We start from the raw sequence: 26,031 nt of genomic DNA, 5'->3' as shown, positions 1-26,031 counted from the left end.
TAAGTTATTTTTTATTTGGCTTCGTTTGAATTAATGTAAGAAATGGCTGGCCAAAACTGTCAAGCTTAACCATGTACGCAATAAACAACAAAAACCCGATACCCACACCGACCAGCCCGAACACAGTGGCGAGTCCCAAAACGATATATTTCACAATTCTTACTGAAAAACTGAAGGCGTTAATAGGGACAACAAAGTTGGAAATGGCTACAGTCGATACAATAATAATCATAATATTACTCACTAGCCCTGCCTCTGTTGCTGCCTGTCCCAAAATTAAACCGCCTACGGTTGTCGCTGTCGGCCCAATTGCCTTTGGCAGCCGTATGCTGGCCTCTGTCAACATTTCCATCATAAACAGCATCAGCAATACTTCGACAAATGAAGGATACGGAACAAGATTTCGACTCCCAGCAATCGATAAGGCCAATTGCACCCGATATATCTCCGGGTTATAACTAGTTGTCGCCACATACAGCCCCGGTAAAACTATGCTGACAAACAGGCCGATATAACGCAATGTTTGCAGGAATCTCCCAACCCAATAGGTTTGATAAATATCAGCCATTGAAGCCATAAAATCCTTCATTGAAGTCGGCAATACAACTGCAAATGGCGAACCGTGGATTAATAAAATTATTTTTCCTGTTGACAAGTTTATGGCGACCCGGTCCGGTCTTTCTGTCACAAGCATGACCGGAAACAGGGAACGATTACTTTTTTTGATGCTGTCAAGCAGCTGTTCTCCTGTTTGAAACATATTAATTTTGACATTCGCCAAAAATTCTTTGATGCGTCCTAATGTGTCCATATCAGCAAATCTAGTGTCATAAAGAAGCATCACCTTGGTTTTGGAAATGGCTCCCACTTGTGAGGATTCAACTTTCAGTGTTGCTTCTGGATAACGATGCCGGATCAGTCCCAGATTTGTCGGCAAGCTTTCGCTAAACCCTGATTGCGGTCCTTGAATCGTCGTTTCTACCGTGGTATCTTGAACGGCATTATTACGGTCAACCTTGCAGTCAAATAAAAAAATATAGTCTTGATAAAAAAGGACTGCCTCTCCCCTAAGCAGGCTTTCGACCGTTTGTGCTTCGGTTTTGAACGTTGATATTTTGGGATGAGATTGAAGATAATCCAGAAATAACTCAGCGCCTTGAATTTCAAAAAAAGGTTTAAGAACATATTTGCCTAAAACCTGTTCATCACTTATTGATTTTATATAATAGGTTTCAAGATATTTTTCTTTCGTGAAGTTTTCTTTAAATACTACATCTTCCGCTTTTTGAATTTTGTTCATTATGCTTTTTTTGATGGATTCCACTTTAGTAGTCGGCATATGTCTCCCTCTTTAACAACTGCTTTGTACGTTACTGTCCCACATTGACTGGTATTTTATTCTAAAAAGAGAGGGTATTTATGGTGGGATACTTTATGGTTTTTCGTTATCTTTAGTGGTATGATCGTAGTAGTTTTTTAAACATTTGTGCGTTTTTTAAGGAGTCATTATGATTAGAACCGTTGCTATTAAAAACAATAAGGAAATCGTTAAAGACGTGGATATCATTCACTTGGTGAAAGGGAATTATAAGTGGTACTGGATTGATTTTAATCAGCCGACTGAAGAGGAAATTGAATTCCTAAGGGAGCCCCTATCCTTCCATCCACTAGCAATTGAAGATTGTATTCATCATTTACAAAGGCCGAAACTCGATTATTACGAAAACTATACCTTTTTTGTTACTCAATCCTTAAATCAGGAGACGATTTCAAAAGAAGAGGTGAATTTCTTTCTTAGTGAGAACTATGTTGTTACGTTTCATCAAAGTCCCTCAATGGAAATAAACGAGGTCTGGAACCGGCTAATTCAATCTCCACACATTCAAAAATGGGACCCCTCCCATGTGCTTTACAATATTATCGATAAAATGGTCGACAATTATTTCCCGCCCGTTTATAAGATTGAAGACCGCTTAAGTGAGATTGATGAGAATTCAACAGGAAGATCGATGGAGGTTTTGCTGGAGGATTTGTTTGATACTCGGCATCAGCTACTATCGTTACGACATACGATTACACCGATGCGCGACCTAATCTATCGAATGTTAAATTCGCAGCGGATGACGGAAATGCAAGGGAAAATGGTTTACTTTTCCGATATTCATGACCATTTGTTGAAACTAACGGAAATGATTGAAGCAAACAGGGAATTAACGACGGATATCCGGGACAGCTATATATCCATCAACTCCCACCAGACAAATCACGTTATGAAGGTCTTGACTGTCATCACAACCATTTTCATGCCGCTGACTTTTATTGCCGGCCTCTATGGAATGAACTTTCATTATATGCCAGAGCTTAATTGGAAATATGGTTATTTTGCTGTCCTTTTTCTGATGTTCCTAGTCGGGCTTTGGATGTTCTTATGGTTTAAGAAAAAAGGATGGTTTAAGTAAATAAAGGGGTGTCCTTAAAAGTTTTTTGATACTTTTGGGACCCCCTCTTTTAATCTCCACATGATATCATTTAATTATCTTCTCCCGGATTGTAATAGTAAGGATCCCCCTTATGCTCCTTTATTACATCATTATCAATAAATAACTTCCCATTTTCTAAATAAGTGGCTAATATGATGTTCTCCACTTTTTCACCCGTTTTTTCTACCTCGTTCATCAGCCAGCCTTGTTCTAGTTGGAGATATTTTAGATTATGATAAATAATTTGCCCGTCCATTATCAGTGGTATTGGGACATACTCCTTCTTCACCTTTAAATTTAAATCATTCGGCTGAATTGGCCGGTAATCTGATTTGGGTATCACACTGATGCTGCCTGTTTCCTCCATCACAGCAAGATCAATATTTTGCGTATCTGTATACCCTTGCACCCTCAAATGCGATAATAATTCATTCATCGGCATCCGCACCTTCTTCAGCCCTTTCCGATCAATATCACCATTGCGGATTAACACGGTAGGACTTTCATAGATGATCCATCTTAATTTATTATTTAGCGATAAACGGATTAAAATTTTATATAAAATAACTAAAATGGCTCCATAAATTAATGCTTTCCCTAAATCATTTACCTCGACGGGAGTACTGATAATATTGGTTAGGACAAAGATATACAGTAAATCAAAAGTATGCATTTGAGATACAGCTTTTTTCCCTGTCACCCTCAAATACAAATAGCCTGCAAGAAAAACAATAAATGTACGGTAGATTAATTCCAATTTATCTCTCTCCTAACAATAGTAAACATACTATTTAGCTTGATGTTAGTATTAGATTTTTTTTTGCATCTAAACCAGAACCATTGTTATCAAAACAAACTTTTATTAACATGGAAATTTAGATGTATAATAAAAAGGATCGCTATTTTAGAGAGGAGAACTTAATTGTGGCTTATCCAAACACGGAAGATACGATGGAGCTTTTAACAGAGTTAGTCTCCATTCCAAGCCCATCCGGCAACACGAATGAAGTGATTACCTTTGTTGAAAAATTCTTTGCTGAACTGCAGGTTGAAACGAAGAGAAATCGTAAAGGCGGCCTTATTGCAACATTGGAAGGCAAAGACAAAGTCCAGCACAGGATGCTGACCGCGCATGTGGATACACTCGGTGCCATGGTAAAGGAAATAAAATCTAATGGCAGACTGAAAATTGACCTGATTGGCGGATTTAAGTACAACTCGATCGAAGGTGAATACTGCCAAATTGAAACATCCAGCGGCAAGAAATTCACTGGGACCATCCTGATGCATCAAACATCCGTCCACGTTTACAAAGATGCCGGAAAAGCGGAACGGAATCAGGAGAATATGGAGATTCGGATTGATGAGAAAGTACATACAGCAGAAGAAGTCCGCGCACTTGGAATTGAGGTGGGAGATTTTGTTTCCTTTGACCCGCGCGTTGAGGTGACACCGAGCGGATATATCAAGTCTCGCCACTTGGATGATAAAGCGAGCGTGGCTGTTCTCCTGCAATTAATTAAACAAATTAAAACGGAGAACATCCTTCTACCTTACACAACGCATTTCCTAATTTCGAATAATGAGGAAATTGGCTATGGCGGCAATTCCAATATTACGCCTGAAACGGTTGAATATTTAGCGGTGGATATGGGAGCAATGGGAGACGGACAGTCAACCGATGAATACACGGTTTCGATCTGTGTGAAGGATTCCAGCGGCCCATATCATTACGGCTTACGAAAACATTTGGTGCAGCTTGCAGAAGCTAACAATGTTGGATATAAGCTTGATATTTATCCGCACTATGGGTCAGATGCCTCCGCTGCCATCCGTTCCGGACACGATATTGTCCATGGATTAATCGGCCCCGGAATTGATTCATCACACGCGTTTGAACGGACCCACAAATCGTCACTAGAAAATACAGCCAAGCTCTTGTATCATTACGTTCAATCTGAGCTAATTTTATAAAACATTCTTAATTAAAAAGACCATTTGGACAGATTGTCGAGAAAGAATTTTTTTCTCGGCAATTTTTTATTTTGAACAGAATTTTTATTAATTGATTATCTCTGCTATAGGGCCTGTTGATTTCCGCTCCGGGCACTCGCTTTCCGCGGGGAGGTCCTGGAGCCTCCTCGGCGCTTAAAGCGCCTGCGGGGTCTCCAGTGACCTCTCTATCCCGCAGGAGTCGAGTGCCCTCCGCTCCAATCAACAGGGGTGCAAATCAATCTAAATTATCGCCACACACTTTTTCCAACCTTGCTAAAGACATTTTACCCCTTTTCAAAGATTGTTTTGTCATTAATAACCCAATTTTTTACAATCCAATGACATTTCCACTTCTTTCTTGGACTGTTTTGTCTTTAATAAGCCTTATTAAAGACATTTTAACCATTTTTAAAGGTCGATTCGTCTTTAATAACCCAATTTTTTACAATCCAATGACATTTCCACTTCTTTCTTGGACTGTTTTGTCTTTAGTCCTTATTAAAGACATTTTAACCATTTTCAAAGGTCGATTTGTCTTTGAAGGACATTTCCTTCTTAGATTCCTTCGATTTTATCTTTTATTAGGGTCATGCATTGTGAGTTGAAGGTCTTTATTAAATACACCTGTTGATTGGAGCGAAAGGCGCGAAGACTCCTGCGGGAGTACGGGGCAGGGGAGACCCCGCAGGCGCTTTAGCGCCGAGGAGGCTCTCCGGCACGCCCGCGGAAAGCGAAGCGCCTGGAGCGCAAATCAACAGACTTTTCAACAGCCTGTCCCCCCCAATTCCTTTTGAGTTTCTTAATAAAATTTAATAATTTATTAAGTTTTTATTTATTGAGGCAGGACTAAAAGCTATTTATGATTAGTTAGTAGATTAAAAAAATGGTTCATTTTAACTACATCAAAACAACAATATTGGAGGATTCACCAATGATTGCTAGGTTAAAAGTTTTCTTTGCCAATCAAAAGATAAAATGGTTTGGCAGATTTTTTTATTACTTGCTTATCCTCCTTTTATTATTCTTTATGTATGGCTTCAACGACGCAAGCGCAGGTGCTTATATTTATAACGATTTTTAACGGGAGGCATCCAAGATGAAAATGTTATCAACCATTCAGAGCTTTGCAATTTCAAATCCAAATACATTGGCATATATCTCTCCCACTGAAGAAATCACTTATGGTGAGTTATGGAGACAATCTGAACAAGTAGGAGCATATCTTCTAAACGAAATGAATGAAAGAAAAACTCCTGTAATTGTTTACGGCCATATGGATGCTTCCATGATTAGTTCTTTTTTGGGCTGCGTAAAAGCGGGATTAGCCTATATCCCTGTTGATACCTCCATTCCAATCGAAAGAATCATGACGATCATCAGCCGTTCCCATGCGGAATTGGTTATCAATACAACTGGGTTGGACCTTGATTTTGACAATCTTCCTGTCACGACTGTAAATTTTGAAAAAATCATGGCCGAACAGGTAACAACTACCCCTATTCATGTTGAAAATTGGGTTGACGGTGATGAAAACTATTACATTATTTATACATCGGGCAGTACGGGCAATCCAAAAGGTGTGCAGATTTCCGCCAATAACCTGCAAAGCTTTGTCGATTGGATTTTGAATGACTTTCCAATCACAAGAAATCAGCGGTTTTTAAATCAGGCTCCCTACTCTTTTGATCTTTCCGTAATGGACCTATATCCAGCGCTTGCAAGCGGAGGGACTATTTTCGCGATTACAAAAGAGATGATTGCCAAGCCAAAGCTGCTATTCGAAGCATTAGCAAAATCAAAAACAGAGGTCTGGACCTCAACTCCATCTTTCGTGCAAATGTGCTTAATGGATCCATCCTTTAACCAAGAGCTTTTACCGGAACTGCGGATATTCTTATTTTGCGGTGAGATCTTGCCGTCAACGATTTGTCAGCAGTTAATGGAACGATTCCCTAAAGCTAGGATTTATAACACCTACGGGCCTACGGAAGCAACGGTTGCGGTCACTTCAGTTGAGGTAACTGCAGAATTGCTTGAAGCAAATCCTAATCTGCCAATCGGAAAACCTAAAGCAGATACCAAGATTTTCATTGTCGATGAAAACGGCACCCTTGTCTCACCGGGAGAAAAAGGTGAGATGATTATTATCGGTCCAAGTGTAAGTAAAGGCTATCTTGGAGAAAAAGAGCTGACTGAAAAAGCATTTCTTCAAATCGATGATAAACAGGCCTATCGAACAGGTGACGCTGCCTTTATCGACGAAAAAGGTTTTATTTTCTACAAAGGCAGAATGGATTTTCAAATCAAACTGCACGGCTACCGGATGGAATTGGAGGAGATTGAACATCATATTGCCAATTCCAAATATGTTAAATCCGCAGCGGTAGTGCCTATATACAACAATGACAAAATAGAGTATTTACTGGCAGCCATCATCCCTACTTCTCATGAGTTTGAAAAGGAATTTCAGTTGACCAATGCTATCAAAAAAGAGCTCAGTGAGATATTGCCCGTCTATATGATTCCGAGAAAGTTCTCTTATTTTGAAGAACTGCCGATGACAGCTAACGGAAAAATGGATCGCAAAAAATTTAAGGAATTGGTATTGCAATGACACCATATGGTTCTTTTACATTCTTTATCATCCTTGCTGTACTTTTAACGCCAACTGCTGTTATGGGACTTATGGGAAAAAGATTTCACACCTACAATATGGTTATAACGGTTGTTGCCCTAGGCTTAATCTTTGCTTCATCCCTTAAGCAGGCTGCGGCCTTAAGTCTATTTACCGTTTGGCAGTTAGTAATAATACAGTCATATATTTCTTACCGAAAAAAGAGCAATAGTAATGGCGTCTTTTATGGGGCCGTGATTCTATCGATTTTACCGCTTGTTCTTTCCAAGCTGCTGCCCTATTTTTCGGAGGTTAATTTCATCGGTTTCCTAGGAATTTCTTATCTAACTTTTAAGGGCACACAATTAGTGATGGAAACAAGGGACGGACTGATCAAGAAAAACCCTCCCCTTTCTCGTCTGCTCTATTTTATCTTGTTTTTCCCGACCATTTCATCAGGCCCGATTGACCGCTATCGCCGTTTTGAAAAAGATATGGACCTTGAAATACAGGGTGAACAATATAAATTGTTGCTCTATGAAGGAATCAATAAAATTTTTCGTGGTTTCCTATATAAATACATTATCGGATACTCTATTAATCACTATTTTATAGCCAATTTGAGATTTATTGCTCACAGTCATCTTGAGAATCATCTTTATTATATGTATGCTTACAGCCTTTACCTATTTTTTGATTTTGCCGGTTATAGTGCGTTTGCAGTTGGTGTCAGCTATATTATGGGGATTAAATCACCGGAAAACTTTAATAAGCCATTTCTCAGCAGGAATATTAAAGATTTCTGGAACCGCTGGCATATGAGCCTTTCTTTTTGGTTTAGGGACTATGTCTATATGAGATTTGTCTTTTGGATGACTAAGAAGAAATGGACAAAAAACAGAAACCTGCTCTCAAACCTTGGTTACATTCTGCTGTTTTTATTAATGGGAGTCTGGCACGGCCTTGAGATGCAATATATCATTTATGGAATTTACCACGCTGTATTAATGGTTGCCTATAATTCTTTTGAGCAGTTGAATAAAAAGCATAAATGGTGGCCGCAAAATAAATGGACCAATGTCATCTCAATTGTGATTACCTTCCATTTCATTTGCTTTGGTTTTTATATTTTCTCTGGACAATTATTTCATAAAGGAGCTTGATTAAGATGGAATTCAAAAATGAAGTGATTTCTTTGTTGGCAGAAATTTGTCAGGACGATATTGTGAAGGAAAATCCGGATATTGATTTATTTGATGCCGGTTTATTAGATTCATTTGGAACAGTCGAACTGCTTGTTCAAGCCGAGGAACGTTTCGGTATTACTGTTCCGATTACAGAATTTGATCGTGAAACATGGAATACACCGAATCAAATTGCCATTCAGCTGGCTGATTTAAAATGAAAAAAGCCTTATTTTCTCCCATCCTCATAGCCTTTCTTGGATTGGTTATGATCATTGGGATACCCAATAATTGGATTATCAGTATGATTCCCAAAAACAGGGTCGCACAATCTGCAACAGAGTTAAACCCATTTATGTTTCAAGGTAAGTATGTTCAAGATAAGATGCTTGAAGATCCTCGTTATTTACCTATTTATGGGTCTTCTGAGCTTGCAAGGCTTGACCGTTTCCACCCGAATAATTATTTTCAAGAAACCGGTGCAGATTTTACCCCTTTTCTTGTTGGCCGGGGAGGAATGGAATCATTAATCCATTTTTTAAATTTTTCCGAGCATGCCCATCAGCTAAAAGGCAAGAAGTTAGTTTTTGTTCTGTCCCCACAATGGTTTCAGCCTGAAGGTACAGACGAAACTCATTTTGTTCCAAACTATTCCTCTTTACAGGGATATGATTTAGCCTTTAACAAAAATATCAATCCAGAGCTTAAGAAAAAGGCTATGAAACGTCTTTTACAGTTCTCTCCTGTACAAAACGATCCGATTCTTTCTACTATGTACCGGGCGGAATTGACAAAAGATCCGTGGATAAAACGGGAAAGTTACCTGGTGCGTCCGATTGCGTTCACATATCGGGAATTATTGGAGAAGAAAGACCTTTATTATACGTTAGCGGGTGGGTTTTCAAGCAAACGGGACATTAGTCCTTCGGTTAAAAATAAATCATGGACTGAATTAGCGGAACAGGCAGACCGATATGGTGAGAAAAGAGCAACGAATAATGCCTTCTATATTAGTAACTATCAGTATAATAAAATTCGAAAATTATTGCCTTCATTAAAAAACTCAAAAACAGGTGCTTCTTATGGCAAATCACCTGAATACGATGATTTTGAACTTGTTCTTGATCTTTTAAAGGATTCAGGGGCAGAACCATTATTTATATCTGTTCCGGTCAATGGTAAATGGTATGACTATACTGATTTCCCTCAAGAAGGTCGAACCGCCTACTACGATCGTATTAAGAAGCAAATTGAGGCGAACGACTTTCGGGTTGCCGATTTCTCCAATCATGAATACGACCCCTACTTTATGAAGGATACTATTCATATTGGCTGGAAAGGCTGGGTTTATGTTGATAAAGCTATTAAAGATTTCTATGATGGACATGAAAATACTTCAGTAGCCTTGGAATAGACAGTGCTAGAATAATGGCGGATAAATCTGTATAATATACCTGAACAAATAATCATCGCTAGGAGATGAAGGAATGTTTTCCAACATTGGAGTACCCGGATTAATTTTGATCTTAATTGTTGCGTTAGTTATTTTTGGTCCAAATAAACTGCCGGAAATTGGCCGTGCCTTTGGTAAGTCCATCCGTGAATTTAAAAATGCCACCAGCGGAATTGCTGATGATATTAAGGCAGAAATACATGAAGACATTAAAGAGGCGAAAAAAGTCGACATTACAAAATAATCCAAAAAACAAGGCTGTCTCAAAACACAAGGGCTTGACCCGTGGTGAGTCAGCCCTTTTTTCTAGTCATTATCTTCTTGATTTTTCTGCCAGTCCCTGGAGTTGATTCATGAGTTTTTTACGGGACTTGTCATTCCGCATTAAATACGCAGCCCCTAATGCTACGGTTGTCATCATTAATTTTTTTCGATCCATACCCATACCTCCCTTTCATGTCTCCCTTTTAAAATTCCCCTTTGACAAGCTTTTAATAATGTAATTTTTATATTGGTATAAAAACTCAATAGAAAAAGTCAACTAAAAAAATTGGCTTTTTTCTTTAAGATTATTTTTTTATTCACCGAGTTTTTCTTTTAGCTTCGCATTGTGGTCCTTAAATTGTAATAATAGTTGATTAAGGGTTTCTACTGCCTTTTTCGAATCGTTCTTCTCTACCGCAATCCTAAGGTCATGAAATGTTTTCCATTTCATCATATCTTTTTCACCATGAGCCTTTTTGATAAATTCTTCTTTGGTAATTTTCCCTTCATCAAATTGTTTCTTAAGCTCAGTCATTTTTTGCATTTTCTCTTTCTTCCATTGCTCCCGTTTTCCGGCATTTTCCGGACCCATCCATTTGGTGCGAAGAGCATTTCTCTCCTTTAGCACAGCCTCCCATTCTTTTTTCTTATCTGGAGTATACTTCTCTACCCATGATAAAAGCTGCTTCTGCCGTTCTGCCATTTTAGCCTGCCAGTCACGATGCATCCCATGTTCATGCTTAGTCTCTTCCGATTCGCAGTCACATGGCTTTTCAAGCTGTTTCCCAGTGGTGTCAGGCACCATATTCGCCTTCCCAAAGCCAGGTACCGCCAAGAACAGTCCCAATATTAAACAAGCTATTTTGCTTTTCATAAAAATCTCCTTTCAAAATCTTTTATATTTTTTCGAAACCAACAAATGTATTTTGGCACGAATTTATAATGCCCAATTAACGAAAAAAAATTTACCAATTTGACAAAATTTTAGTGATTATTAACTTGTACTCTTTAACAAAATATCGTAATCTATATACATAAATTGTTTGTGAATATTTTCACATGTAAACAGAAATTAATAAATGAGTTTTGCCTTATTTTTTAAAAGTTATATGTGAAATATTTCACAATATAGACATTTTACTTGGAGCTGATGACATATGACGAAGCCAAAAATTCTAATTCTCGGTGCCGGATACGGGGGCATTATTACAAGCAAACGACTTGAGAAGTTGTTAAAAGACGGGGAAGCAGACGTAACCCTGATTAATAAACACGATTATCATTACATAACCACACAGCTCCACAAAATTGGAGTTGGTACGGCAGCAGATAGACAATTTGCCATTTCCATTCCAGATTTAATAGACTCAACCAAAACCCGATTTATTAAAGGTGCAGTATCCTCTGTCGATATCCATAACCAGCTAGTTCACCTAGAAGGCGGGGATACCATCGAATACGACTATTTAGTGACAGCATTAGGCTTTGAAGTAGAAACATTTGGAATTCCAGGCAGTAAAGAAAATGCCTTTGCAATCCGCAGCTTTAGAAGCTCAAAAGCAATTTATCATCATATCACAAAGCAGTTGAACCTCTATAAAGAGGATCAAGACCCTTCTCGGTTAACCTTCGTGGTTGCTGGCGGAGGATTTACCGGGATTGAGATGCTAGGAGAATTAGCTGAGGGACTGCCAAAACTTTGCAGTCAGCACAATATTCCATTTGAAAAGGTAAAAATTGTTGCCGTGGAAGCTGCTGAATCTGTTATTCCCTTCTTTCCAAAACAATCAATAAAGTATACAACTGAAACATTAGATAAATTTGATGTTGAATTAATTACTTCCAAGAAGATATTGGAATGCACTCCGGAAAAAATATTGTTAGAAACCAATTTGGAAATTCCTGCTCGAACCATCATATGGTCCTGTGGGGTAAAAGCAAATTCCATTGTCGAAAAATTTGGATTGCCGCTTGAAAAAGGAAAAATCCCTATTGATTCGTATCTTAGGGTAAAAAATATGACTAATGTCTTCAGTGTTGGGGATTGCTCGCTATTCATGAAGGATGAAAAAAGCTCTTTGCCTCCTACTGCGCAAGTTGCCCTCCAGCAAGCACCTGTTTGTGCACAGAACATTGTGTCCACAATCCGAGGCAATGAATTGAAGGTGTTTGAATATCATCATAAAGGGACAGTTGCTTCCATTGGCAATTTTGCTGCAGTCGGCTTAGTCAGTCGCTTCCGCCTTTCCGGTTTATTTGGAGCCTTCATGAAACAAGTGATTGAAGCTCGATATTTGTTCAATCTTGGCGGACCGGCATTAATCCTAAAACAGCACTTTAGAATCAACCGCGAACCTGTCAAAATCACGGTCAAACAATAGTTTGTGGATTATCGGCGGCCAAGCCACCTTCCCTGCAGCCGTTAAATAGATATATCCCTTTTATAGGCCTTATTTCCCCCATTAAGGCAGACAGCCCGCTAGTAACAAGCGGGCTGTTTTTAAATCCATTCCAACAACTCAAGGCGGTTTCCGAATGGATCATGCAGGTGGATTCGGTTTGCACCTGGGAGATTGTCGTCTGCAGTATAAGGTATATTGTTTTTACTTAGATGCTCTTTTAAGGAGTCGATGTTTTCCACAACCAGGGCAGGATGGGCTTTTTTAGCAGGGGTAAAGGGCTCCTCTACTCCAATATGAATTTGGAACGTACCAAACTCAAACCAAACGCCGCCGCGTTTCTTTAATTCCTCCGGTTTCTCCACCTCGACTAACCCTAAAACATCTCCAAAAAATTTTCTCGCTTCGTCTTCACAGCCTTTTGGAGCAGCCAGTTGAACATGATCAATTTTTTTGACGACAAAAGACATATTGATTCCCCCATTTTCTTCATTTTCACATTTTATTTTATAAAATTTAAAAATTTCTATCAAATTTTAATTTAGTAAACATCTCTCTTGGTAAAGACCATAAACGATACCATTAATGCTGCTGCCCACCACACTAAAAGGGTGAGTAATGAAAACGACAGCGTCATACCTTCGATTGGTGGTGCATTCCCCTTCATGTAGTCTGTCAGTCTTAAATTCACCATAAAAAAGAATTTAGCTGATTTCCATGATGAAACCATGTTATTTAAAATCGCCCCAGAAATTAAGGCGGCCAGCATAACCCCCATGCCTGCCGCGGTACTGCGGATTAAAACCGACAACATAAACGACAAGGTGCCAACAACGATGGCCACAAACCAAACGAGCCCAAAATCCATTAATAAAAACTTCCACAGACTTAACAGCCTTACTTCAGATGTATTTAACCCGGTATCGGTAACGCTGAATCCAGTCAGGATCGGCGCACCCCACCCTTTATATCCGAAAACAAGTCCGGAAATGCCATATGAGAGAATTCCGGCAATTGCAATTATTAATGAAACGGCAAGGCATAGTGTTATGTATTTGCTCAAGAGGATTTTCCATCGTTTGACGGGTCTGGTTAAGAGCAGTTTGACTGTGCCCAGACTATGCTCAGAGGAAACCAAGTCACTGGCTATAACCATCACCATTAAAGGAATAAACAGGTCAATCGAATTTTCCAGAAAAATCCTCATAAAAGTTGGTGCCCCGGGTTCTGAGGGATTGATATCATGCTCAAGATAATACTGCTGCTGCTGAAGCGAGATTTGTAATTGTTTTTTCCATTCGTCTGAAATCCGGCTGCTCGATAAACGGTTGGTGGTGTCGACAATCTGCTGCTGAAGGATGGTCCGCCAATCACTGGTGCCCAATTTCTCCCGCTGTGTTTGAATCTGCTTATATTGAGCATAAGTAAACAACATGACGAGAACCCCAATGATGATGGCAATTACGATTAAACGTTTCTTGGCGATTAGCTTGAGCATTTCATTTTGAATCAATTTATGCAATTGTCTCACCCCCAGTAAGCTCAAGAAACAAGTCTTCGAGCACAGGAAGCTTTCGATGGAATTCAATCACCGAAACCCCAGCTTCAACAAGCTGTTTATTCCACTCAGGCGTTCTTTGTTCGTCAAACTCTGTTAAAATGGTACCGTCTTCTTTTTCTTCTATTTCTGTCATAGCTGCTAATACTTGTTTTCCTTTGTCAATCGGCGCAAGTCTCCAGACGACTCTTTCACGATTTGATAACAACTTTTCAACTGTATCGATGCGTATGATGGCACCCTTTGAAATAATGGCAACCCGGTCACACAATAACTGAATTTCACTTAATAAATGGCTCGAGACAAGGACACTCAATCCTTCCTGTTCGGCCAAAAAGCGGATAAATTCGCGCATTTCACGAATTCCGGCGGGATCTAGTCCGTTTGTCGGCTCATCTAGAATCAGCACCTTCGGATTTCCCAATAGTGCTTGGGCAATTCCCAGGCGCTGCCTCATACCAAGTGAGTAAGTTTTTACTTTATCATGAATTCTTTCGGTCAAGCCAACAAGCTCCGTCACTTCCTTAATGCGTTCTTCGCCAATCCCTTCAAGCATGCGCGCAAAATGAAGCAGGTTATTATAGCCTGACAAATAAGGGTATAATTCTGGATTTTCGACAATACAGCCCAGACTTTCCATGGCCTTTTGAAAATGCTCTCTAATGTTAAAACCACAAATGTGAATGGTTCCCGAGGTTGGTCTAATTAAACCGACAAGCATACGGATCGTCGTTGTTTTGCCGGCGCCATTTGGCCCAAGGAAGCCAAATACCTCTCCTTCCCGCAGATCAAAGCTTAATCCCTTGATAATCTCTCTACGCCCAATTACTTTTTTCAAATCCTTGACGGACAATGTTATTTTTTTCTCCATGGGTTTAACTCCTTACCATGTCATCAATGCAGCAACTCGTTCAGCTATTAACCGATATCCTTTTTGATTCGGATGGAACTTATCCGAATATAAATAATCATTTACCTTCAATTCAAATAAATCGAACGTCGGAACAAATACTATTTTAGGGAATACGGAACTAACTTCAGCACTGTCGTAATTCCATTTTCGAACGACCTTGGACATTTCTTTTCCTTGATTTAATTCAATGAAAGGATTGTACAAACCAACAAAGAACACATTGGCAGTCTGATTGTGCTTTCGGATTTCAGTGAAAATAAAATTCAAATTATCCAGATATTTTTTCTCAATGGCGGTTATATCCTCCGCTTGAAAATCTATTAAACCCTGCCCGCCTCGAAACAAATCGTTGCCGCCGATCGTCACCAGCACAACATCTGCTTTTTGGATTTGTCTTCCGATTTCCTCCTCCTGAATCTGGTTGCGAAGCTGGTCTGATCTTTGACCATTAATGCCGAGGTTGGTTAACTGAACAGACTTTTTGGTTTTTTCTTTGATTTCGTCAACTAGGACACCTACATAGCCTTTACCCGTCTCATCACCAGTTCCTCGTGTTAAGGAATCTCCAAGAGCCACTACGGTTAATCCCTTTTTTTGATCAGCTTTCTGCTCCGAAACGGATGGCTTTGAGATATTTTCCGATGTACCTGCATAGTACTCCCCAACTGCCCAACCGAGTCCAGCCAGCCAGAGGAGACAAAGGAGGGCTGCCACGCCTGTTATCGCCCGAATTGAATTCTTACTCAATATGTTCATCCTTTCTGACCTTCATCTATCTTTAATTTAAACACTAATCGTTTGGGAAGCAAATTTGAGAATATGAATTTTAAGCGAAACTTAAAATATTTATTGACTCTATAATACGATTCTAGTATCTTTTATGTAGTTATGAAAACTACATGATTTACTATTTTGAAATGTAAGCTATTACATCTATTGAATTACGCGGAAGGAAGAGGACTTATGAACAAGGCAAAGATCGCATGGATTACCGATACAACATCTTCTCTCTCTAAGGAATTTATTGAGAAAAATGACATACATGTTATCCCGCTGCATGTTGTTATTAACGATGAATTTTATAAGGAAACGATTGATATTACTCAAGAGGAATTTTATGAGCGAATGAAAAATGAGGATGGAAAATTTCAATCTTCCCAGCCGTCCATCAATGATTTCGTAGAGCTCTATGAAAAGTTGAAAGAGGAATATGATTTCGGGATTGCTATCCATGCATCAAGTGTTCTAACCGGTACCTATCAAACTTCCGTTTTAGCCGCTAATATGGCTGGCTTTAAACTTTACGCTATTGATTCTCTTACAGGTTCTTATCCGCTTTCCTTTATTATTAAAAGAGGGATTGAGCTTGTTGAGGAGGGACTTGAGATTGAAGAAGTTGTAAACCAGCTAAATGCTTTGCGTGACCATACGCGGCTATTCTTAGTCCCTTCTAATCTCGATCAGCTGCACAAAAGCGGCCGGGTCTCGGGCGGACAAAAAATCCTGGCATCTCTTCTAAATATTAAGCCGATATTGGCCATCGAGGAAGGTACGGCAAAAATTAAAGACAAGGTCCGTTCCGATAAAAAAGCCTTCGCTTGGCTAATGAAGACATTAAAAGAAGATTTGGAAACAAAAAAGGTCCAAAAAGCGGCTATTCTTCATGCGAACGATTCAAAAAAGGCTTCAGAACTGGAGAAATTGCTTAACGAAACCTTCCCAAATGTAAAAACTGAGATTATGATGTTGATAACCGTTGCAGGAGTTCATACTGGGGTAGGGACAATAGGCCTTTCCTGGGTTTGTGAATAAATGAAAACTCGCCGATTGGCGAGTCCGTTAGGACGAAGACAGAGGCGTAGTTGAATTTATGCGTTAGGAAAGTATAAATTTGTGAAGATTTATACTTTCCTATTAGCTAAAAATAAAACCCGAATTCCTTCTTGGAAATTCGGGTTTTTGTTTATTAAACTGTAACTAAATCTTCAGACCGTTCGGCAATGGCTGTATCCTTTTCATTATTTTCTAAACTTCCCATTGGTCCAAAGAATTCAAAGTGGATTCTCTCATAAGTTACCCCAAGTCCTTTTAAAGAGCCATTAATGGCCTTCATGAATGGAACCGGTCCGCAGAAATAGAATTCAGCATCTTCAATTGCTACATTCTCTTCCAACCATTCTCGTGTCACATAACCTTCAACATCGAAACGGTTGTTTTGGCGATCATCTTCAGTTGGGGAATCATAAAAAATGCAGCTATTTACATTGTCAAGCTGTGCCAGTTCTTCAACTTCTTCCCTAAGCGCATGGACATTACCATTTGCAGCCGCATGGACAAATGTTACTTTTCTTTCCGGCTGAAGTTCTACCACGGTTTTTAACATACTCATCATTGGTGTTAAACCTACACCGCCGCTAAGTAAAACGACCGGATTTGTTTTTTCAGTGTCTAACACAAAATCCCCAGCTGGTGCACTTACTTTTAAAATGTCTCCTTCTTTTACTTCATCATGAAGGTAATTAGATACGATTCCATCGGGATTTGGAGTACCCGCTTCGCGTTTCACGCTGATTCGATAGAAATCTTTTCCTGGAGCATCTGAAAGACTGTATTGACGGATATGGGTAAACTTCTCCCCGTCGATTTCTAGTAGAATACTAATATATTGTCCTGGTTCAAAACCGGCAATTTCCTTCTGATCTTCAGGCTTTAAGTAGAAGGATGTAATGACATCACTTTCAATGACTTTGCGATCAACGATAAAGTTACGGAAACCGTCCCAACCGCCTTTTTGATTCGCTGCTACATCATACATTTCTGCTTCCACACCAATGAAGGCACCTGCTATTACTTCATAGGCTTGAGCCCAGGCATCGATGATTTCATCAGTTGCTGCATCTCCTAAAACATCTTTGATAGCAAGCAGCAAATGTATTCCGACAATCGGATAATGCTCAGGTTTGATGCCAAGGCTTCTATGCTTGTGGGCAATTTGTTTGACAACAGGAATAATGGCTTCAAGATTGTCAATATACATTGCCGCAGCATAAACCGTTCCGGCAAGAGCTTTTTGCTGTCTTCCCTGTTTTTGGTTGGCATGATTGAAAATGTTCAATAATTCAGGATGGTTCCCGAACATAATTTGATAAAAGCGTGTCGTAATTTTTTCACCGTGTTGTTCTAAAACTGGAACTGTTGATTTAATAATCTCGATGGTTTTTTGGTCTAACATCTTTATCACTCCTCATTGTGTTTCCACTATATATGTAGTGAATTTTATATCCATAGTGAATTATATGATAGAAATCACTGAGAATAAGTGATGCAAATCACATATTGATATTTTTGAATAATTCAGACTATTACTTTAGACGCAAATTTTTCCAGAAGATTCATTTATAATGTAAAATAATGATTATTGGTAAATTATTGAGGTGCGAAATCAATGAAAAGGATTCGAAAAAAAGTAGTTTTATTGTTTTGGGTAATATTTGCGGTGGGGATCATTTATGCAGCCTTTTTACAATATAAGATATCCTTAAATTATGGTGTAGTTCCTGCTAATAATGCAGATTACCTAATTGTTCTTGGCGCGAGAGTGAAAGGCACTGAACCATCGTTAACATTAGCTAGCCGAATAGATGCAGCTGCCGTATATTTAAAGAAAAACACGAGCACAATAGCCATTGCTTCAGGAGGGCAAGGTCCCGGAGAGGATATATCTGAAGCTGAATGTATTAAAAGAGAACTGCAGAAACTTGGGATTAACGAATCTCGGATTGTTTTAGAACCTAAATCAACTGATACATATGAAAATATACATTTTTCAAAAAAACTCATTCCGATATCTGCTAAAGATGGTGTTGTGGTAACGAATGACTTTCATCTCTATCGTGCCTTGTCACTTGCCTCTGACGCCGACCTTAAGGTACAAGGGCTTCCAGCGGGAACACCGTTGATTGCTGTCCCAAAATCATATATTCGTGAATATTTGGCGATTACAAAATATTATTTAGTTACGTCCCTAGCTAATTTAAAAACTCGACTTTAGGTCGAGTTTTTTTGTTACTTTATTTTATTTTTGCAAAAACACATGTATCTCTTGGTTCATTTCCAACAACAGAAATACTATCATTTTTTAAAATGCCTTCCAGGTCAAATCCCAAACGTTCTGGAATGGCCCGGCTTTTCACATTTTTAGAATCGCAGCGGATTTCTACCCGCTTGGCTTTCAATTCCTGAAAAGCATAATTGGTAATACCCTCAACCGCTTCCGTTATGTAGCCCTTTCCGCTATGCCGTGTATCAATCCAGTAGCCAATTTCAAATTTGGGAACATCCCAGTTGATTCTATGCAATCCGGAAGATGCAATAAATTCACCGGTTTCTTTATGAAATATATGCAATCTTAGATCTTCTCTAGTGAGAAACTTCGCATGCGCTTCACGCATGTTGGCCTCTACCTCTTCTGGCGTTTGATTGCGGTGGGCCCAAGGCATCCACTGCTTCAGATCGGTCAAGGAAACCTGCATTGCCTCATAAACCGCTTTTCCGTCACCCGGCATCGGCTTACGAATAACTAATCTTTCTGTGTAAAATTCTTCTGGGAAATCTATTAAGATAGGTTTCAATTTTGTGCACCTCCTATTATGTTAAGTTCGATATAAAATGTAAAATTCCTTTTTGCCCGGTTAAGTGACACTGCAAATTTGGCGATTCGCTGTTATATTTGAAAATCCGCTGATATCTTATAGAGATTCGCTGATAAATTTATGAATTCGCTGATAAAATTAAAAATCCGCTGATATCCCGAAAAAATCCGCTGATATCCTCCCTAATGTCATCGAGAGACTGGTTAAAAGGCAGCAAAACTGCATAAAGAAGGGCTCCTCCCATCGAAAGAGCCCCTCAAAAAGGTAATTTTTAATATGCTTTTGCCCAGTAAACCATCTGATCTGCGTCTTTCCCGCAGCAAACGCATTTATCAGATACTTTTTCCTGTTCAAATGGGATACAACGTGATGTAGCGCCAGTATCTTCTTTGATTTTTTCTTCGCAGGCTAACTCGCCGCACCACATTGCTTTGATAAAGCCTGGCTTTGCTTCCAAGGATTCCTTTAATTCAGCAAGTGTAGTGGCAACCGATGTTCTTTCTTCACGATGCTTCAACGCTTTGTTGTACAGGTTCGACTGAATCTCCTCAAGCAGCGCTACAAGCTTCTCTTCTAATTGATCCATTGAAACGACGATTTTTTCCAAAGTGTCCCGGCGTACCAAAACTACCTGCTTGTTTTCGATATCCTTTGGACCAACTTCCAAGCGGACCGGAATACCTTTCATTTCATACTCATTGAACTTCCAGCCTGGCTTTTTGTCGCTGGCATCGATATCGACGCGTGCCACTTTGCCAAGTGAATTTTTCAATTCATACGCAAAATCAAGCACGCCTTCTTTATGCTGGGCGATTGGGACAATCATCACTTGAGTTGGTGCTGCTTTTGGCGGAATCACCAAACCGCGGTCGTCGCCGTGAACCATAATTAAGGCACCGATAACACGAGTTGTAAAGCCCCATGATGTTTGATGAACATATTGAAGCTTTCCTTCTTTGTCAGTGTATTGGATGCCAAATGCTTCAGCAAAACCTGTGCCAAAGTGATGGGAAGTTCCTGACTGAAGCGCTTTTCCATCATGCATCAAGCTTTCAACAGTGAAGGTGGCTTTTGCACCGGCAAACTTTTCTTTTTCAGTTTTTTGCCCTTTTACAACTGGAATAGCTAGGATCCCTTCAAGAACCTCAGCATAGACATTCAACATTTTGATCGTTTCTTCCATTGCATCTTCATCTGTTGCATGGGCTGTGTGGCCCTCCTGCCATAAGAACTCCAATGTTCTTAAGAATGGGCGGGTTGTTTTCTCCCACCGGACAACGTTAGCCCATTGGTTATATAGTTTTGGTAAATCACGATAAGAATGGATGATATTTTTATAATGCTCGCAGAATAAAACCTCTGAAGTTGGGCGGACCACCAGTCTTTCAGCAAGTTCTTCAGAACCCCCGTGTGTTACCCAAGCAACTTCAGGAGCAAACCCTTCTACGTGGTCCTTCTCCTTCTGCAGCAGGCTTTCAGGAATAAATAATGGCATATACACATTTTCATGCCCGGTTTCTTTAATGCGGCGGTCCAGTTCATTTTTGATATTATCCCACAGGGCGAATCCGTATGGGCGGATAATCATTGAACCGCGGACGCTTGAATAATCGATTAAATCTGCTTTTGTAACAACATCTGTATACCACTGCGCGAAGTCCTCATCCATCGCAGTAATATCTTTTACAAATTCCTTAGCCATTTTGACACCTCATCATTTTCTGAAAAATATTTCCCGCTCCAGCGTCTGTTTTAGACGCATTTAGCTTTTTGCATATAAAAAGGCCCTGATCCTAAAAAGGGACCAAGGCCTGGCGGTACCACCCTAAATTCATAAAGCAAATGCTTTAAACTCTTTGCATGATAACGGATTTGATCCGCATGTATCTTCAATTCATCCGATACAGAACTCGGAGGCAGGTTCAAATGACCGTCTTAAGAAACCTCGCACCAATGGTTTCCTCTCTTGGTAAGACCTTTTTCATTTTACTAATCCCCGTCATTGTTTCAATCTATATTTTTGAAAAAATTATATATTTCCCTTAGCTAAAAGTCAATTCCTTTATAGGAATATTTTTCATTAGTATTAACCATTATTGCCTTTTTAAAATTTTTAATACCACTTTAATCGACGTTCCGAATCGGTTAAAATGCTATTAATAGCTAAATTGGGGTGATTTGCATGAAAAAGGAAAAAAAAGATGAACTTGAGCTCGATGAGGAAGAAAAAGAAACATTGCTTGAATACATGAGAATGCAAAATGAAGCCCTGAAACGTATTTTTAAAAATGCCGTTGAAAAAGAAAAAAATGAAGGATAATCCCTCAATTTGTTTCATAAACCTCTTTGTTAAAATCTAGCATTATTTCCCCCGCCCTGAATATGATTAATAGAGAAATGATAGATTTTAGGGGGCATGCGAGTGGTAAAGAAAGAGCCGGAAATAAAAAGTGGTCCTAGTACAACAAACAATAAAAGTGATATTAAGGTGAATAACCAATTCAGTTTAACAATTAACTTTGGCGATTCATTAAATGTGCTGGCATTGATAGCCGGTATATATCTAATCAAAAGAATCACGAAAAAGAAAAAACTACAAAAGCATATGGAGCAATGGCCTTGATTGTTATAAAATCAAGGTCTTTTTTTGCTGATTGTTCCTAATTGACACAATATTTACTTTGTTATATAGTTTAACAGGTGAATAGTTCAATAGATTAACTATTTTCCAAAAAGTAATGGGGTGAAAGCAAAATGGATAACAACACAATCCAGGATTTAATTGACCGCTATGTTAACATTTCCTTTCAGGTACATAAAAAAGCGGAAGCCTTAATTAAAAATCAACTTGGGAACGAATTGACCAATGACCAGCACTACATCTTAAGGTATATCCACCAGACTGGAGAATGTACGTCAACGGAATTGGCTGAAGTTTTTCAGGTAAATAAAAGTGCAATAACAGCCATCATAAATCGAATGACAGATAGAGGATTGATACAACGAACTAGGGATGAAAAAGATCGCAGAGTGGTTTATTTAACACCTACACAAGAAGGCGTCGAACTGTTTCAAAGTGCCCAGGAAAAAGTCCATCAATTGGTTGAATCTATCATTACCCAGTTCGATGAAACCGAAATCACAACTTTTATAAACACGTATGAAAAATTAGCACAAATTTTAGACAACAAGAAACAGGAAGAACTGGGGGAATAACAAGTGAGAGCCATCATTAAGGGAAAATGGTTTATCTTAATCGCTTGGATTGCTGTCATTGCTGCTCTTTTTATGGCAGCAACAAACATGGAAAATCTCGTTCGGGAGAAAGGACAAATTTCCGTTCCAGAAGGTTACTCCTCCACCCTTGCCGAAAAAATTCTCAAGGATGTTCAGTCGAGTGAAAATAAGGGCAATTCCCTGCAAACGGCGCTTGTCTTCCATAGTGAAAAAAAATTAACGAAGGACGACTTCGCTGATGCTGAAAAAGCTGTCAAAGAACTAGAAAAAAATAAAGAGACGCTCGGAATCACCGAAATCCTCACCCATTTCACTCAAGAGGAACTAAAGGACCAGCTGGTTTCAAAGGACGGCAAAACAATTCTAGTCTCCATTAAAGTTACATCGAACGATAGAGAAGCAAAAAAAATTGTCAAAGAATTAAATAAAGCGATTGATGATGTCAAACTTGAACATTACTATACAGGCGGCTGGGTGATTGGCGAGGACCTCGTCACAAACTCTCAGGAAGGATTGAAAAAAACCGAAGGCATAACGGTAGTTTTCATTTTAGCAGTGCTGCTGCTTGTCTTTAGATCAGTAGTGGCCCCAATTATTCCTTTGATAACGGTAGGATTTAGCTATCTGACAGCTCAATCCATTGTTGCTATTTTAGTAGATAAAGTGAACTTTCCCTTATCAACCTTTACACAGATTTTCTTGGTTGCCGTCCTCTTCGGGATTGGAACGGATTATTGCATCCTGCTCTTAAGCCGCTTTAAAGAGGAATTGTCTTCGGGTGAAAATGTAATAGAGGCCATCATTAAAACATATAAAACAGCTGGAAAAACGGTCTTTTTTAGCGGAGTCGCTGTTTTCATCGGATTTGCTTCGATAGGTTTATCAACCTTCCAACTATACAAATCCGCCGCTGCTGTAGCAGTTGGAGTTGCCATTTTATTAATCGCGCTCATCACGGTGGTGCCATTTTTCATGACAGTCCTTGGGAAAAAATTGTTTTGGCCAGCTAAGGGGAAGCTTGAACACGGCGATAGTAAGATATGGGGTGTAATGGGGAACTTTGCACTAAAACGTCCATTGATTGCTTTTATTCTTGTTGCCATTATCGCAATACCTTTCCTATTCACGTATAAGGACCAATTGTCATTTAATTCGCTTGAAGAAATCAGCGATGATTATCCATCTATTAAGGGGTTTAATCTAATCGCGGATTCATTCGGTCCTGGTGAATCCATGCCGACACAAATTGTCATAAAAAATGACGATAAAATGAACACCACGGAATATTTGTCGATTACCGAAAAAATCAGCCAAGAACTCAAAAAAGTCAATGATGTCAAAACCGTCCGTTCTGTCACCCGCCCGGCCGGCAAACCAATGGACGATTTTTATATTTCCAAGCAGGTGGCAAGCCTTGAGGACGGGCTTGGCAAAGGAAATGACGGGATTAAACAAATCAGCGGCGGACTCTCTGAAGCAAGCAGCCAGATGGCAGCTAATCAACCAAAAATGGAGCAGGCAACAGCAGGGATCAGCCAATTAATCTCTGGCACGAATGAAATCAAAACGAATCTGGCCAAAGTTCAAAGCGGCCTTTCAGATATCGAAACAGGACTTAAACAAGGTTCTTTAGGTTCAACACAAATAAAAGAAGGCTTAACCCAAATCAAAATTAATTCTCAAAAAGCTTTAGATGGAAGCAAACAAATACTTGCGGGCTATCAACAAACAGAAAGTGGGCTGGGCACCCTATTAAGCAATTATCAAAAAACGGCCGCTGGGTTGGAATTACTAAGCAGCAGCCTTAATTTGCAAGCTAATTTTAATCAGTTGGAAACAGATTATCCGATTGTCCAGAATAGTCAAGACTACCAAACTATTAAGGCGACAATTGAAGGCATTCCAGGTAAGCCAGATGCCCCTGGGGCCTATGTGGCGGCACAGCAGCTAGCTGCAGGCATGAATCAACTTAACGCAGGCCTTAAAGAAGTACAAAACGGTCTTAATACGGCCAATAGCGAATTTGCAAAATTAATTGCTGGCCAAGAACAGCTTGTTAAAGGAATGGAACAGCTCATCCCGGGTATTGAAGCACTTGAGTCCGGACTATATCAAATGGAAGACGGTCAGGGTCAAATCGTCGCAAATATGCCGAAATTTACCGACGGTCTGGATAGCATCAATGATGGCCAGCAGGGACTTCTGTCCGGGTTTGAAAATATCGGCAGCCAAATTAACCAGCTTTCTGACGGGTTAAATCAAAGCTCCGATGGATTAAATCAAGTCTCAAATGGACTGGCAAGTGCCCAAGATTACTTGGCTGATGTATCTAAGCAGCCGCGAAATGGTTTTTATATCCCTCAGAATGTTTTGGATAGCAATGATTTTGCGAAAGTGCTGAATGCCTATATGTCAAAGGATCGCAAGGTCATGACAATTGATGTTGTCTTTAATAAGAATCCATACTCTAATGAGGCGATAAACAGAATACCAGTCATAAAAGATGCTGTAAAACGTGCTGTTAAAGACACAAAGCTTGAAAATGCAAATGTTGCTATTGGAGGTGTATCAAGCATGCACCATGATTTAGATACCATTTCCAAAGGAGACTATTCCAGAACCGTTATTTTAATGCTTGCAGGAATCGGTATTATCCTTATCATCCTGCTCCGTTCATTGATAATGCCAATTTACCTAATCGGCTCTTTGGTCTTAACCTACTATACATCAATGTCAATCTCTGAGTTTATTTTTGTAAACTGGCTAGGTTACACAGGCATCAGCTGGGCTGTACCATTCTTTGCCTTTGTTATTCTCGTTGCGCTTGGAATTGACTACAGTATTTTCTTAATGGACCGCTTTAACGAGTACCGTGATTTACCTGTTGAAAAAGCCATTCTTGAATCAATGAAGAAGATGGGAACAGTCATCATCTCAGCGGCCGTCATCTTAGGCGGAACGTTCGCGGCGATGATGCCTTCCGGTGTTTTATCATTACTAGAAATTGCTACGATTCTATTAATTGGTCTTGCTTTATATACCCTAGTGGTTCTTCCGCTGTTTGTACCAGTTATGGTGCGCACCTTTGGAGAAGCCAACTGGTGGCCATTTAGAAAATGACGCCAATACTATCAAACGAACGAAAAAGCACGCTCAAGCCCAGCGTGCTATCTTTATTATTTCATTTTATCTAAGCTGACATCGAAAACAAAAATTAAGAAGAAGCTGAAGATCACAGAAATAAATAATGCGAGCAGTGGTTTGGAGTAATGAATTCTCAGT

The 26,031-nt window shown here is 39.4% G+C and carries 27 protein-coding genes and 1 other annotated feature; of the genes, 15 read left to right on the top strand and 12 right to left on the bottom strand.

The features are described 5' to 3' along the window. Positions 1 to 4 precede the first annotated feature (4 nt). A complete protein-coding gene (locus QNN06_RS12885; RefSeq protein ID WP_213115986.1) occupies positions 5 to 1,339 on the bottom strand; it encodes a spore germination protein in 1,335 nt (444 codons plus the stop codon). Between the two features lie 169 nt (positions 1,340 to 1,508). Here QNN06_RS12885 and corA point away from each other — a divergent pair, with 169 nt between their 5' ends. Next, complete coding sequence (corA, locus tag QNN06_RS12880) at positions 1,509 to 2,459, top strand: magnesium/cobalt transporter CorA (RefSeq protein WP_213115987.1); 951 nt, start codon at positions 1,509 to 1,511, stop codon at positions 2,457 to 2,459. Between the two features lie 70 nt (positions 2,460 to 2,529). Here the strand turns inward: corA and QNN06_RS12875 are convergent, their stop codons facing one another. Next, entirely contained in the window at positions 2,530 to 3,237 is a 708-nt protein-coding gene (locus tag QNN06_RS12875; RefSeq protein ID WP_249366411.1) for a DUF421 domain-containing protein, read from the bottom strand. A gap of 167 nt (positions 3,238 to 3,404) precedes the next feature. Here QNN06_RS12875 and QNN06_RS12870 point away from each other — a divergent pair, with 167 nt between their 5' ends. The 7 genes from QNN06_RS12870 to QNN06_RS12840 all read left to right on the top strand — a co-directional run bounded on the left by QNN06_RS12870 (position 3,405) and on the right by QNN06_RS12840 (position 9,970). Continuing rightward, positions 3,405 to 4,454 (top strand): M42 family metallopeptidase, encoded by a 1,050-nt coding sequence (locus QNN06_RS12870; RefSeq protein WP_284037682.1) that lies wholly within the window; start codon positions 3,405 to 3,407, stop codon positions 4,452 to 4,454. 952 nt (positions 4,455 to 5,406) lie between these two features. After that, positions 5,407 to 5,556, top strand: coding sequence for a teichoic acid D-Ala incorporation-associated protein DltX (gene dltX / locus QNN06_RS12865; protein WP_213115989.1), 150 nt, complete (start codon positions 5,407 to 5,409; stop codon positions 5,554 to 5,556). A 15-nt stretch (positions 5,557 to 5,571) separates the two neighbouring features. Next, on the top strand, positions 5,572 to 7,089 hold the full coding sequence (gene dltA, locus QNN06_RS12860) for a D-alanine--poly(phosphoribitol) ligase subunit DltA (RefSeq protein ID WP_217034051.1): 1,518 nt from the start codon (positions 5,572 to 5,574) through the stop codon (positions 7,087 to 7,089). Further along, complete coding sequence (dltB, locus tag QNN06_RS12855; protein ID WP_213115991.1) at positions 7,086 to 8,252, top strand: D-alanyl-lipoteichoic acid biosynthesis protein DltB; 1,167 nt, start codon at positions 7,086 to 7,088, stop codon at positions 8,250 to 8,252. The genes dltA and dltB overlap by 4 nt, the downstream gene beginning before the upstream one ends. A 5-nt stretch (positions 8,253 to 8,257) precedes the next feature. After that, on the top strand, positions 8,258 to 8,494 hold the full coding sequence (dltC, locus tag QNN06_RS12850; RefSeq protein WP_213115992.1) for a D-alanine--poly(phosphoribitol) ligase subunit DltC: 237 nt from the start codon (positions 8,258 to 8,260) through the stop codon (positions 8,492 to 8,494). Further along, positions 8,491 to 9,687, top strand: coding sequence for a D-alanyl-lipoteichoic acid biosynthesis protein DltD (gene dltD, locus QNN06_RS12845; RefSeq protein ID WP_213115993.1), 1,197 nt, complete (start codon positions 8,491 to 8,493; stop codon positions 9,685 to 9,687). The genes dltC and dltD overlap by 4 nt, the downstream gene beginning before the upstream one ends. Before the next feature lie 73 nt (positions 9,688 to 9,760). Continuing rightward, on the top strand, positions 9,761 to 9,970 hold the full coding sequence (locus QNN06_RS12840; protein ID WP_213115994.1) for a twin-arginine translocase TatA/TatE family subunit: 210 nt from the start codon (positions 9,761 to 9,763) through the stop codon (positions 9,968 to 9,970). Between the two features lie 69 nt (positions 9,971 to 10,039). Here the strand turns inward: QNN06_RS12840 and QNN06_RS12835 are convergent, their stop codons facing one another. Both QNN06_RS12835 and QNN06_RS12830 read right to left on the bottom strand, forming a co-directional pair. Then, entirely contained in the window at positions 10,040 to 10,165 is a 126-nt protein-coding gene (locus QNN06_RS12835; protein ID WP_261363765.1) for a hypothetical protein, read from the bottom strand. Positions 10,166 to 10,303: 138 nt separating this feature from the next. Continuing rightward, complete coding sequence (locus tag QNN06_RS12830; protein WP_217034053.1) at positions 10,304 to 10,864, bottom strand: hypothetical protein; 561 nt, start codon at positions 10,862 to 10,864, stop codon at positions 10,304 to 10,306. A gap of 283 nt (positions 10,865 to 11,147) precedes the next feature. On the opposite strand from QNN06_RS12830, the gene QNN06_RS12825 reads away from it, so the two are divergent. Continuing rightward, positions 11,148 to 12,371 (top strand): NAD(P)/FAD-dependent oxidoreductase, encoded by a 1,224-nt coding sequence (locus QNN06_RS12825; RefSeq protein WP_213115996.1) that lies wholly within the window; start codon positions 11,148 to 11,150, stop codon positions 12,369 to 12,371. Between the two features lie 119 nt (positions 12,372 to 12,490). On the opposite strand, the gene QNN06_RS12820 is transcribed toward QNN06_RS12825, so the two are convergent. The 4 genes from QNN06_RS12820 to QNN06_RS12805 form a co-directional block, all read right to left on the bottom strand. Continuing rightward, on the bottom strand, positions 12,491 to 12,859 hold the full coding sequence (locus QNN06_RS12820) for a VOC family protein (protein WP_217034054.1): 369 nt from the start codon (positions 12,857 to 12,859) through the stop codon (positions 12,491 to 12,493). 71 nt (positions 12,860 to 12,930) lie between these two features. Next, positions 12,931 to 13,911, bottom strand: coding sequence for an ABC transporter permease (locus QNN06_RS12815; protein ID WP_213115999.1), 981 nt, complete (start codon positions 13,909 to 13,911; stop codon positions 12,931 to 12,933). Further along, positions 13,904 to 14,818, bottom strand: a complete 915-nt coding sequence (locus tag QNN06_RS12810) for an ABC transporter ATP-binding protein (protein ID WP_217034057.1) — start codon at positions 14,816 to 14,818, stop codon at positions 13,904 to 13,906. The genes QNN06_RS12815 and QNN06_RS12810 overlap by 8 nt, the downstream gene beginning before the upstream one ends. Positions 14,819 to 14,830: 12 nt before the next feature. Beyond that, positions 14,831 to 15,607, bottom strand: a complete 777-nt coding sequence (locus tag QNN06_RS12805) for an SGNH/GDSL hydrolase family protein (RefSeq protein ID WP_217034058.1) — start codon at positions 15,605 to 15,607, stop codon at positions 14,831 to 14,833. Between the two features lie 216 nt (positions 15,608 to 15,823). On the opposite strand from QNN06_RS12805, the gene QNN06_RS12800 reads away from it, so the two are divergent. Continuing rightward, on the top strand, positions 15,824 to 16,672 hold the full coding sequence (locus QNN06_RS12800; protein ID WP_217034060.1) for a DegV family protein: 849 nt from the start codon (positions 15,824 to 15,826) through the stop codon (positions 16,670 to 16,672). Positions 16,673 to 16,826: 154 nt separating this feature from the next. Here QNN06_RS12800 and hmpA read toward each other — a convergent pair whose 3' ends face one another. Next, a complete protein-coding gene (gene hmpA, locus QNN06_RS12795) occupies positions 16,827 to 18,092 on the bottom strand; it encodes an NO-inducible flavohemoprotein (protein WP_217034062.1) in 1,266 nt (421 codons plus the stop codon). A gap of 222 nt (positions 18,093 to 18,314) precedes the next feature. Between hmpA and QNN06_RS12790 the strand changes: the two genes are divergently transcribed. Continuing rightward, the gene (locus QNN06_RS12790) at positions 18,315 to 18,911 is read left to right on the top strand and encodes a YdcF family protein (protein ID WP_481819260.1); all 597 of its coding nucleotides are present in this window, start codon (positions 18,315 to 18,317) and stop codon (positions 18,909 to 18,911) included. 19 nt (positions 18,912 to 18,930) lie between these two features. Here QNN06_RS12790 and QNN06_RS12785 read toward each other — a convergent pair whose 3' ends face one another. The 3 genes from QNN06_RS12785 to proS form a co-directional block, all read right to left on the bottom strand. Then, positions 18,931 to 19,491, bottom strand: a complete 561-nt coding sequence (locus tag QNN06_RS12785) for a GNAT family N-acetyltransferase (RefSeq protein WP_217034066.1) — start codon at positions 19,489 to 19,491, stop codon at positions 18,931 to 18,933. Between the two features lie 139 nt (positions 19,492 to 19,630). Beyond that, complete coding sequence (locus QNN06_RS12780; protein ID WP_284037680.1) at positions 19,631 to 19,756, bottom strand: hypothetical protein; 126 nt, start codon at positions 19,754 to 19,756, stop codon at positions 19,631 to 19,633. 27 nt (positions 19,757 to 19,783) lie between these two features. Next, positions 19,784 to 21,214, bottom strand: coding sequence for a proline--tRNA ligase (gene proS / locus QNN06_RS12775; protein ID WP_213116004.1), 1,431 nt, complete (start codon positions 21,212 to 21,214; stop codon positions 19,784 to 19,786). Positions 21,215 to 21,308: 94 nt separating this feature from the next. Then, positions 21,309 to 21,524 (bottom strand) — a binding site (T-box leader). A gap of 170 nt (positions 21,525 to 21,694) precedes the next feature. On the opposite strand from proS, the gene QNN06_RS12770 reads away from it, so the two are divergent. The 4 genes from QNN06_RS12770 (at position 21,695) to QNN06_RS12755 (ending at position 25,869) form a co-directional block, all read left to right on the top strand. Continuing rightward, positions 21,695 to 21,832 (top strand): hypothetical protein, encoded by a 138-nt coding sequence (locus tag QNN06_RS12770; RefSeq protein WP_213116005.1) that lies wholly within the window; start codon positions 21,695 to 21,697, stop codon positions 21,830 to 21,832. 102 nt (positions 21,833 to 21,934) lie between these two features. After that, positions 21,935 to 22,135 carry a hypothetical protein gene (locus QNN06_RS12765; protein WP_213116006.1) on the top strand — a complete coding sequence of 67 codons (201 nt, stop codon included), beginning with the start codon at positions 21,935 to 21,937 and terminating at the stop codon, positions 22,133 to 22,135. 131 nt (positions 22,136 to 22,266) lie between these two features. Continuing rightward, positions 22,267 to 22,728 (top strand): MarR family winged helix-turn-helix transcriptional regulator, encoded by a 462-nt coding sequence (locus QNN06_RS12760; RefSeq protein ID WP_213116007.1) that lies wholly within the window; start codon positions 22,267 to 22,269, stop codon positions 22,726 to 22,728. 3 nt (positions 22,729 to 22,731) lie between these two features. Then, a complete protein-coding gene (locus QNN06_RS12755) occupies positions 22,732 to 25,869 on the top strand; it encodes an MMPL family transporter (RefSeq protein WP_284037679.1) in 3,138 nt (1,045 codons plus the stop codon). Positions 25,870 to 26,031: the final 162 nt, after the last annotated feature.

The sequence above is a fragment of the Neobacillus sp. 114 genome (genome assembly GCF_030127045.1).
In the GTDB taxonomy this organism is placed as follows: domain Bacteria; phylum Bacillota; class Bacilli; order Bacillales; family Cytobacillaceae; genus Neobacillus; species Neobacillus rhizophilus.
This window is presented reverse-complemented; position numbering and strand designations above follow the sequence as displayed.

Coding starts and splice junctions, on each gene's coding strand:
- QNN06_RS12885 (WP_213115986.1), bottom strand. CDS start 1,339: ATGCCGACTACTAAAGTGGAATCCATCAAAAAAAGCATAATGAACAAA.
- corA (WP_213115987.1), top strand. CDS start 1,509: ATGATTAGAACCGTTGCTATTAAAAACAATAAGGAAATCGTTAAAGAC.
- dltX (WP_213115989.1), top strand. CDS start 5,407: ATGATTGCTAGGTTAAAAGTTTTCTTTGCCAATCAAAAGATAAAATGG.
- dltA (WP_217034051.1), top strand. CDS start 5,572: ATGAAAATGTTATCAACCATTCAGAGCTTTGCAATTTCAAATCCAAAT.
- dltB (WP_213115991.1), top strand. CDS start 7,086: ATGACACCATATGGTTCTTTTACATTCTTTATCATCCTTGCTGTACTT.
- dltC (WP_213115992.1), top strand. CDS start 8,258: ATGGAATTCAAAAATGAAGTGATTTCTTTGTTGGCAGAAATTTGTCAG.
- dltD (WP_213115993.1), top strand. CDS start 8,491: ATGAAAAAAGCCTTATTTTCTCCCATCCTCATAGCCTTTCTTGGATTG.
- QNN06_RS12840 (WP_213115994.1), top strand. CDS start 9,761: ATGTTTTCCAACATTGGAGTACCCGGATTAATTTTGATCTTAATTGTT.
- QNN06_RS12835 (WP_261363765.1), bottom strand. CDS start 10,165: ATGGATCGAAAAAAATTAATGATGACAACCGTAGCATTAGGGGCTGCG.
- QNN06_RS12830 (WP_217034053.1), bottom strand. CDS start 10,864: ATGAAAAGCAAAATAGCTTGTTTAATATTGGGACTGTTCTTGGCGGTA.
- QNN06_RS12825 (WP_213115996.1), top strand. CDS start 11,148: ATGACGAAGCCAAAAATTCTAATTCTCGGTGCCGGATACGGGGGCATT.
- QNN06_RS12820 (WP_217034054.1), bottom strand. CDS start 12,859: ATGTCTTTTGTCGTCAAAAAAATTGATCATGTTCAACTGGCTGCTCCA.
- QNN06_RS12810 (WP_217034057.1), bottom strand. CDS start 14,818: ATGGAGAAAAAAATAACATTGTCCGTCAAGGATTTGAAAAAAGTAATT.
- QNN06_RS12800 (WP_217034060.1), top strand. CDS start 15,824: ATGAACAAGGCAAAGATCGCATGGATTACCGATACAACATCTTCTCTC.
- hmpA (WP_217034062.1), bottom strand. CDS start 18,092: ATGTTAGACCAAAAAACCATCGAGATTATTAAATCAACAGTTCCAGTT.
- QNN06_RS12780 (WP_284037680.1), bottom strand. CDS start 19,756: ATGGGAGGAGCCCTTCTTTATGCAGTTTTGCTGCCTTTTAACCAGTCT.
- proS (WP_213116004.1), bottom strand. CDS start 21,214: ATGGCTAAGGAATTTGTAAAAGATATTACTGCGATGGATGAGGACTTC.
- QNN06_RS12770 (WP_213116005.1), top strand. CDS start 21,695: ATGAAAAAGGAAAAAAAAGATGAACTTGAGCTCGATGAGGAAGAAAAA.
- QNN06_RS12760 (WP_213116007.1), top strand. CDS start 22,267: ATGGATAACAACACAATCCAGGATTTAATTGACCGCTATGTTAACATT.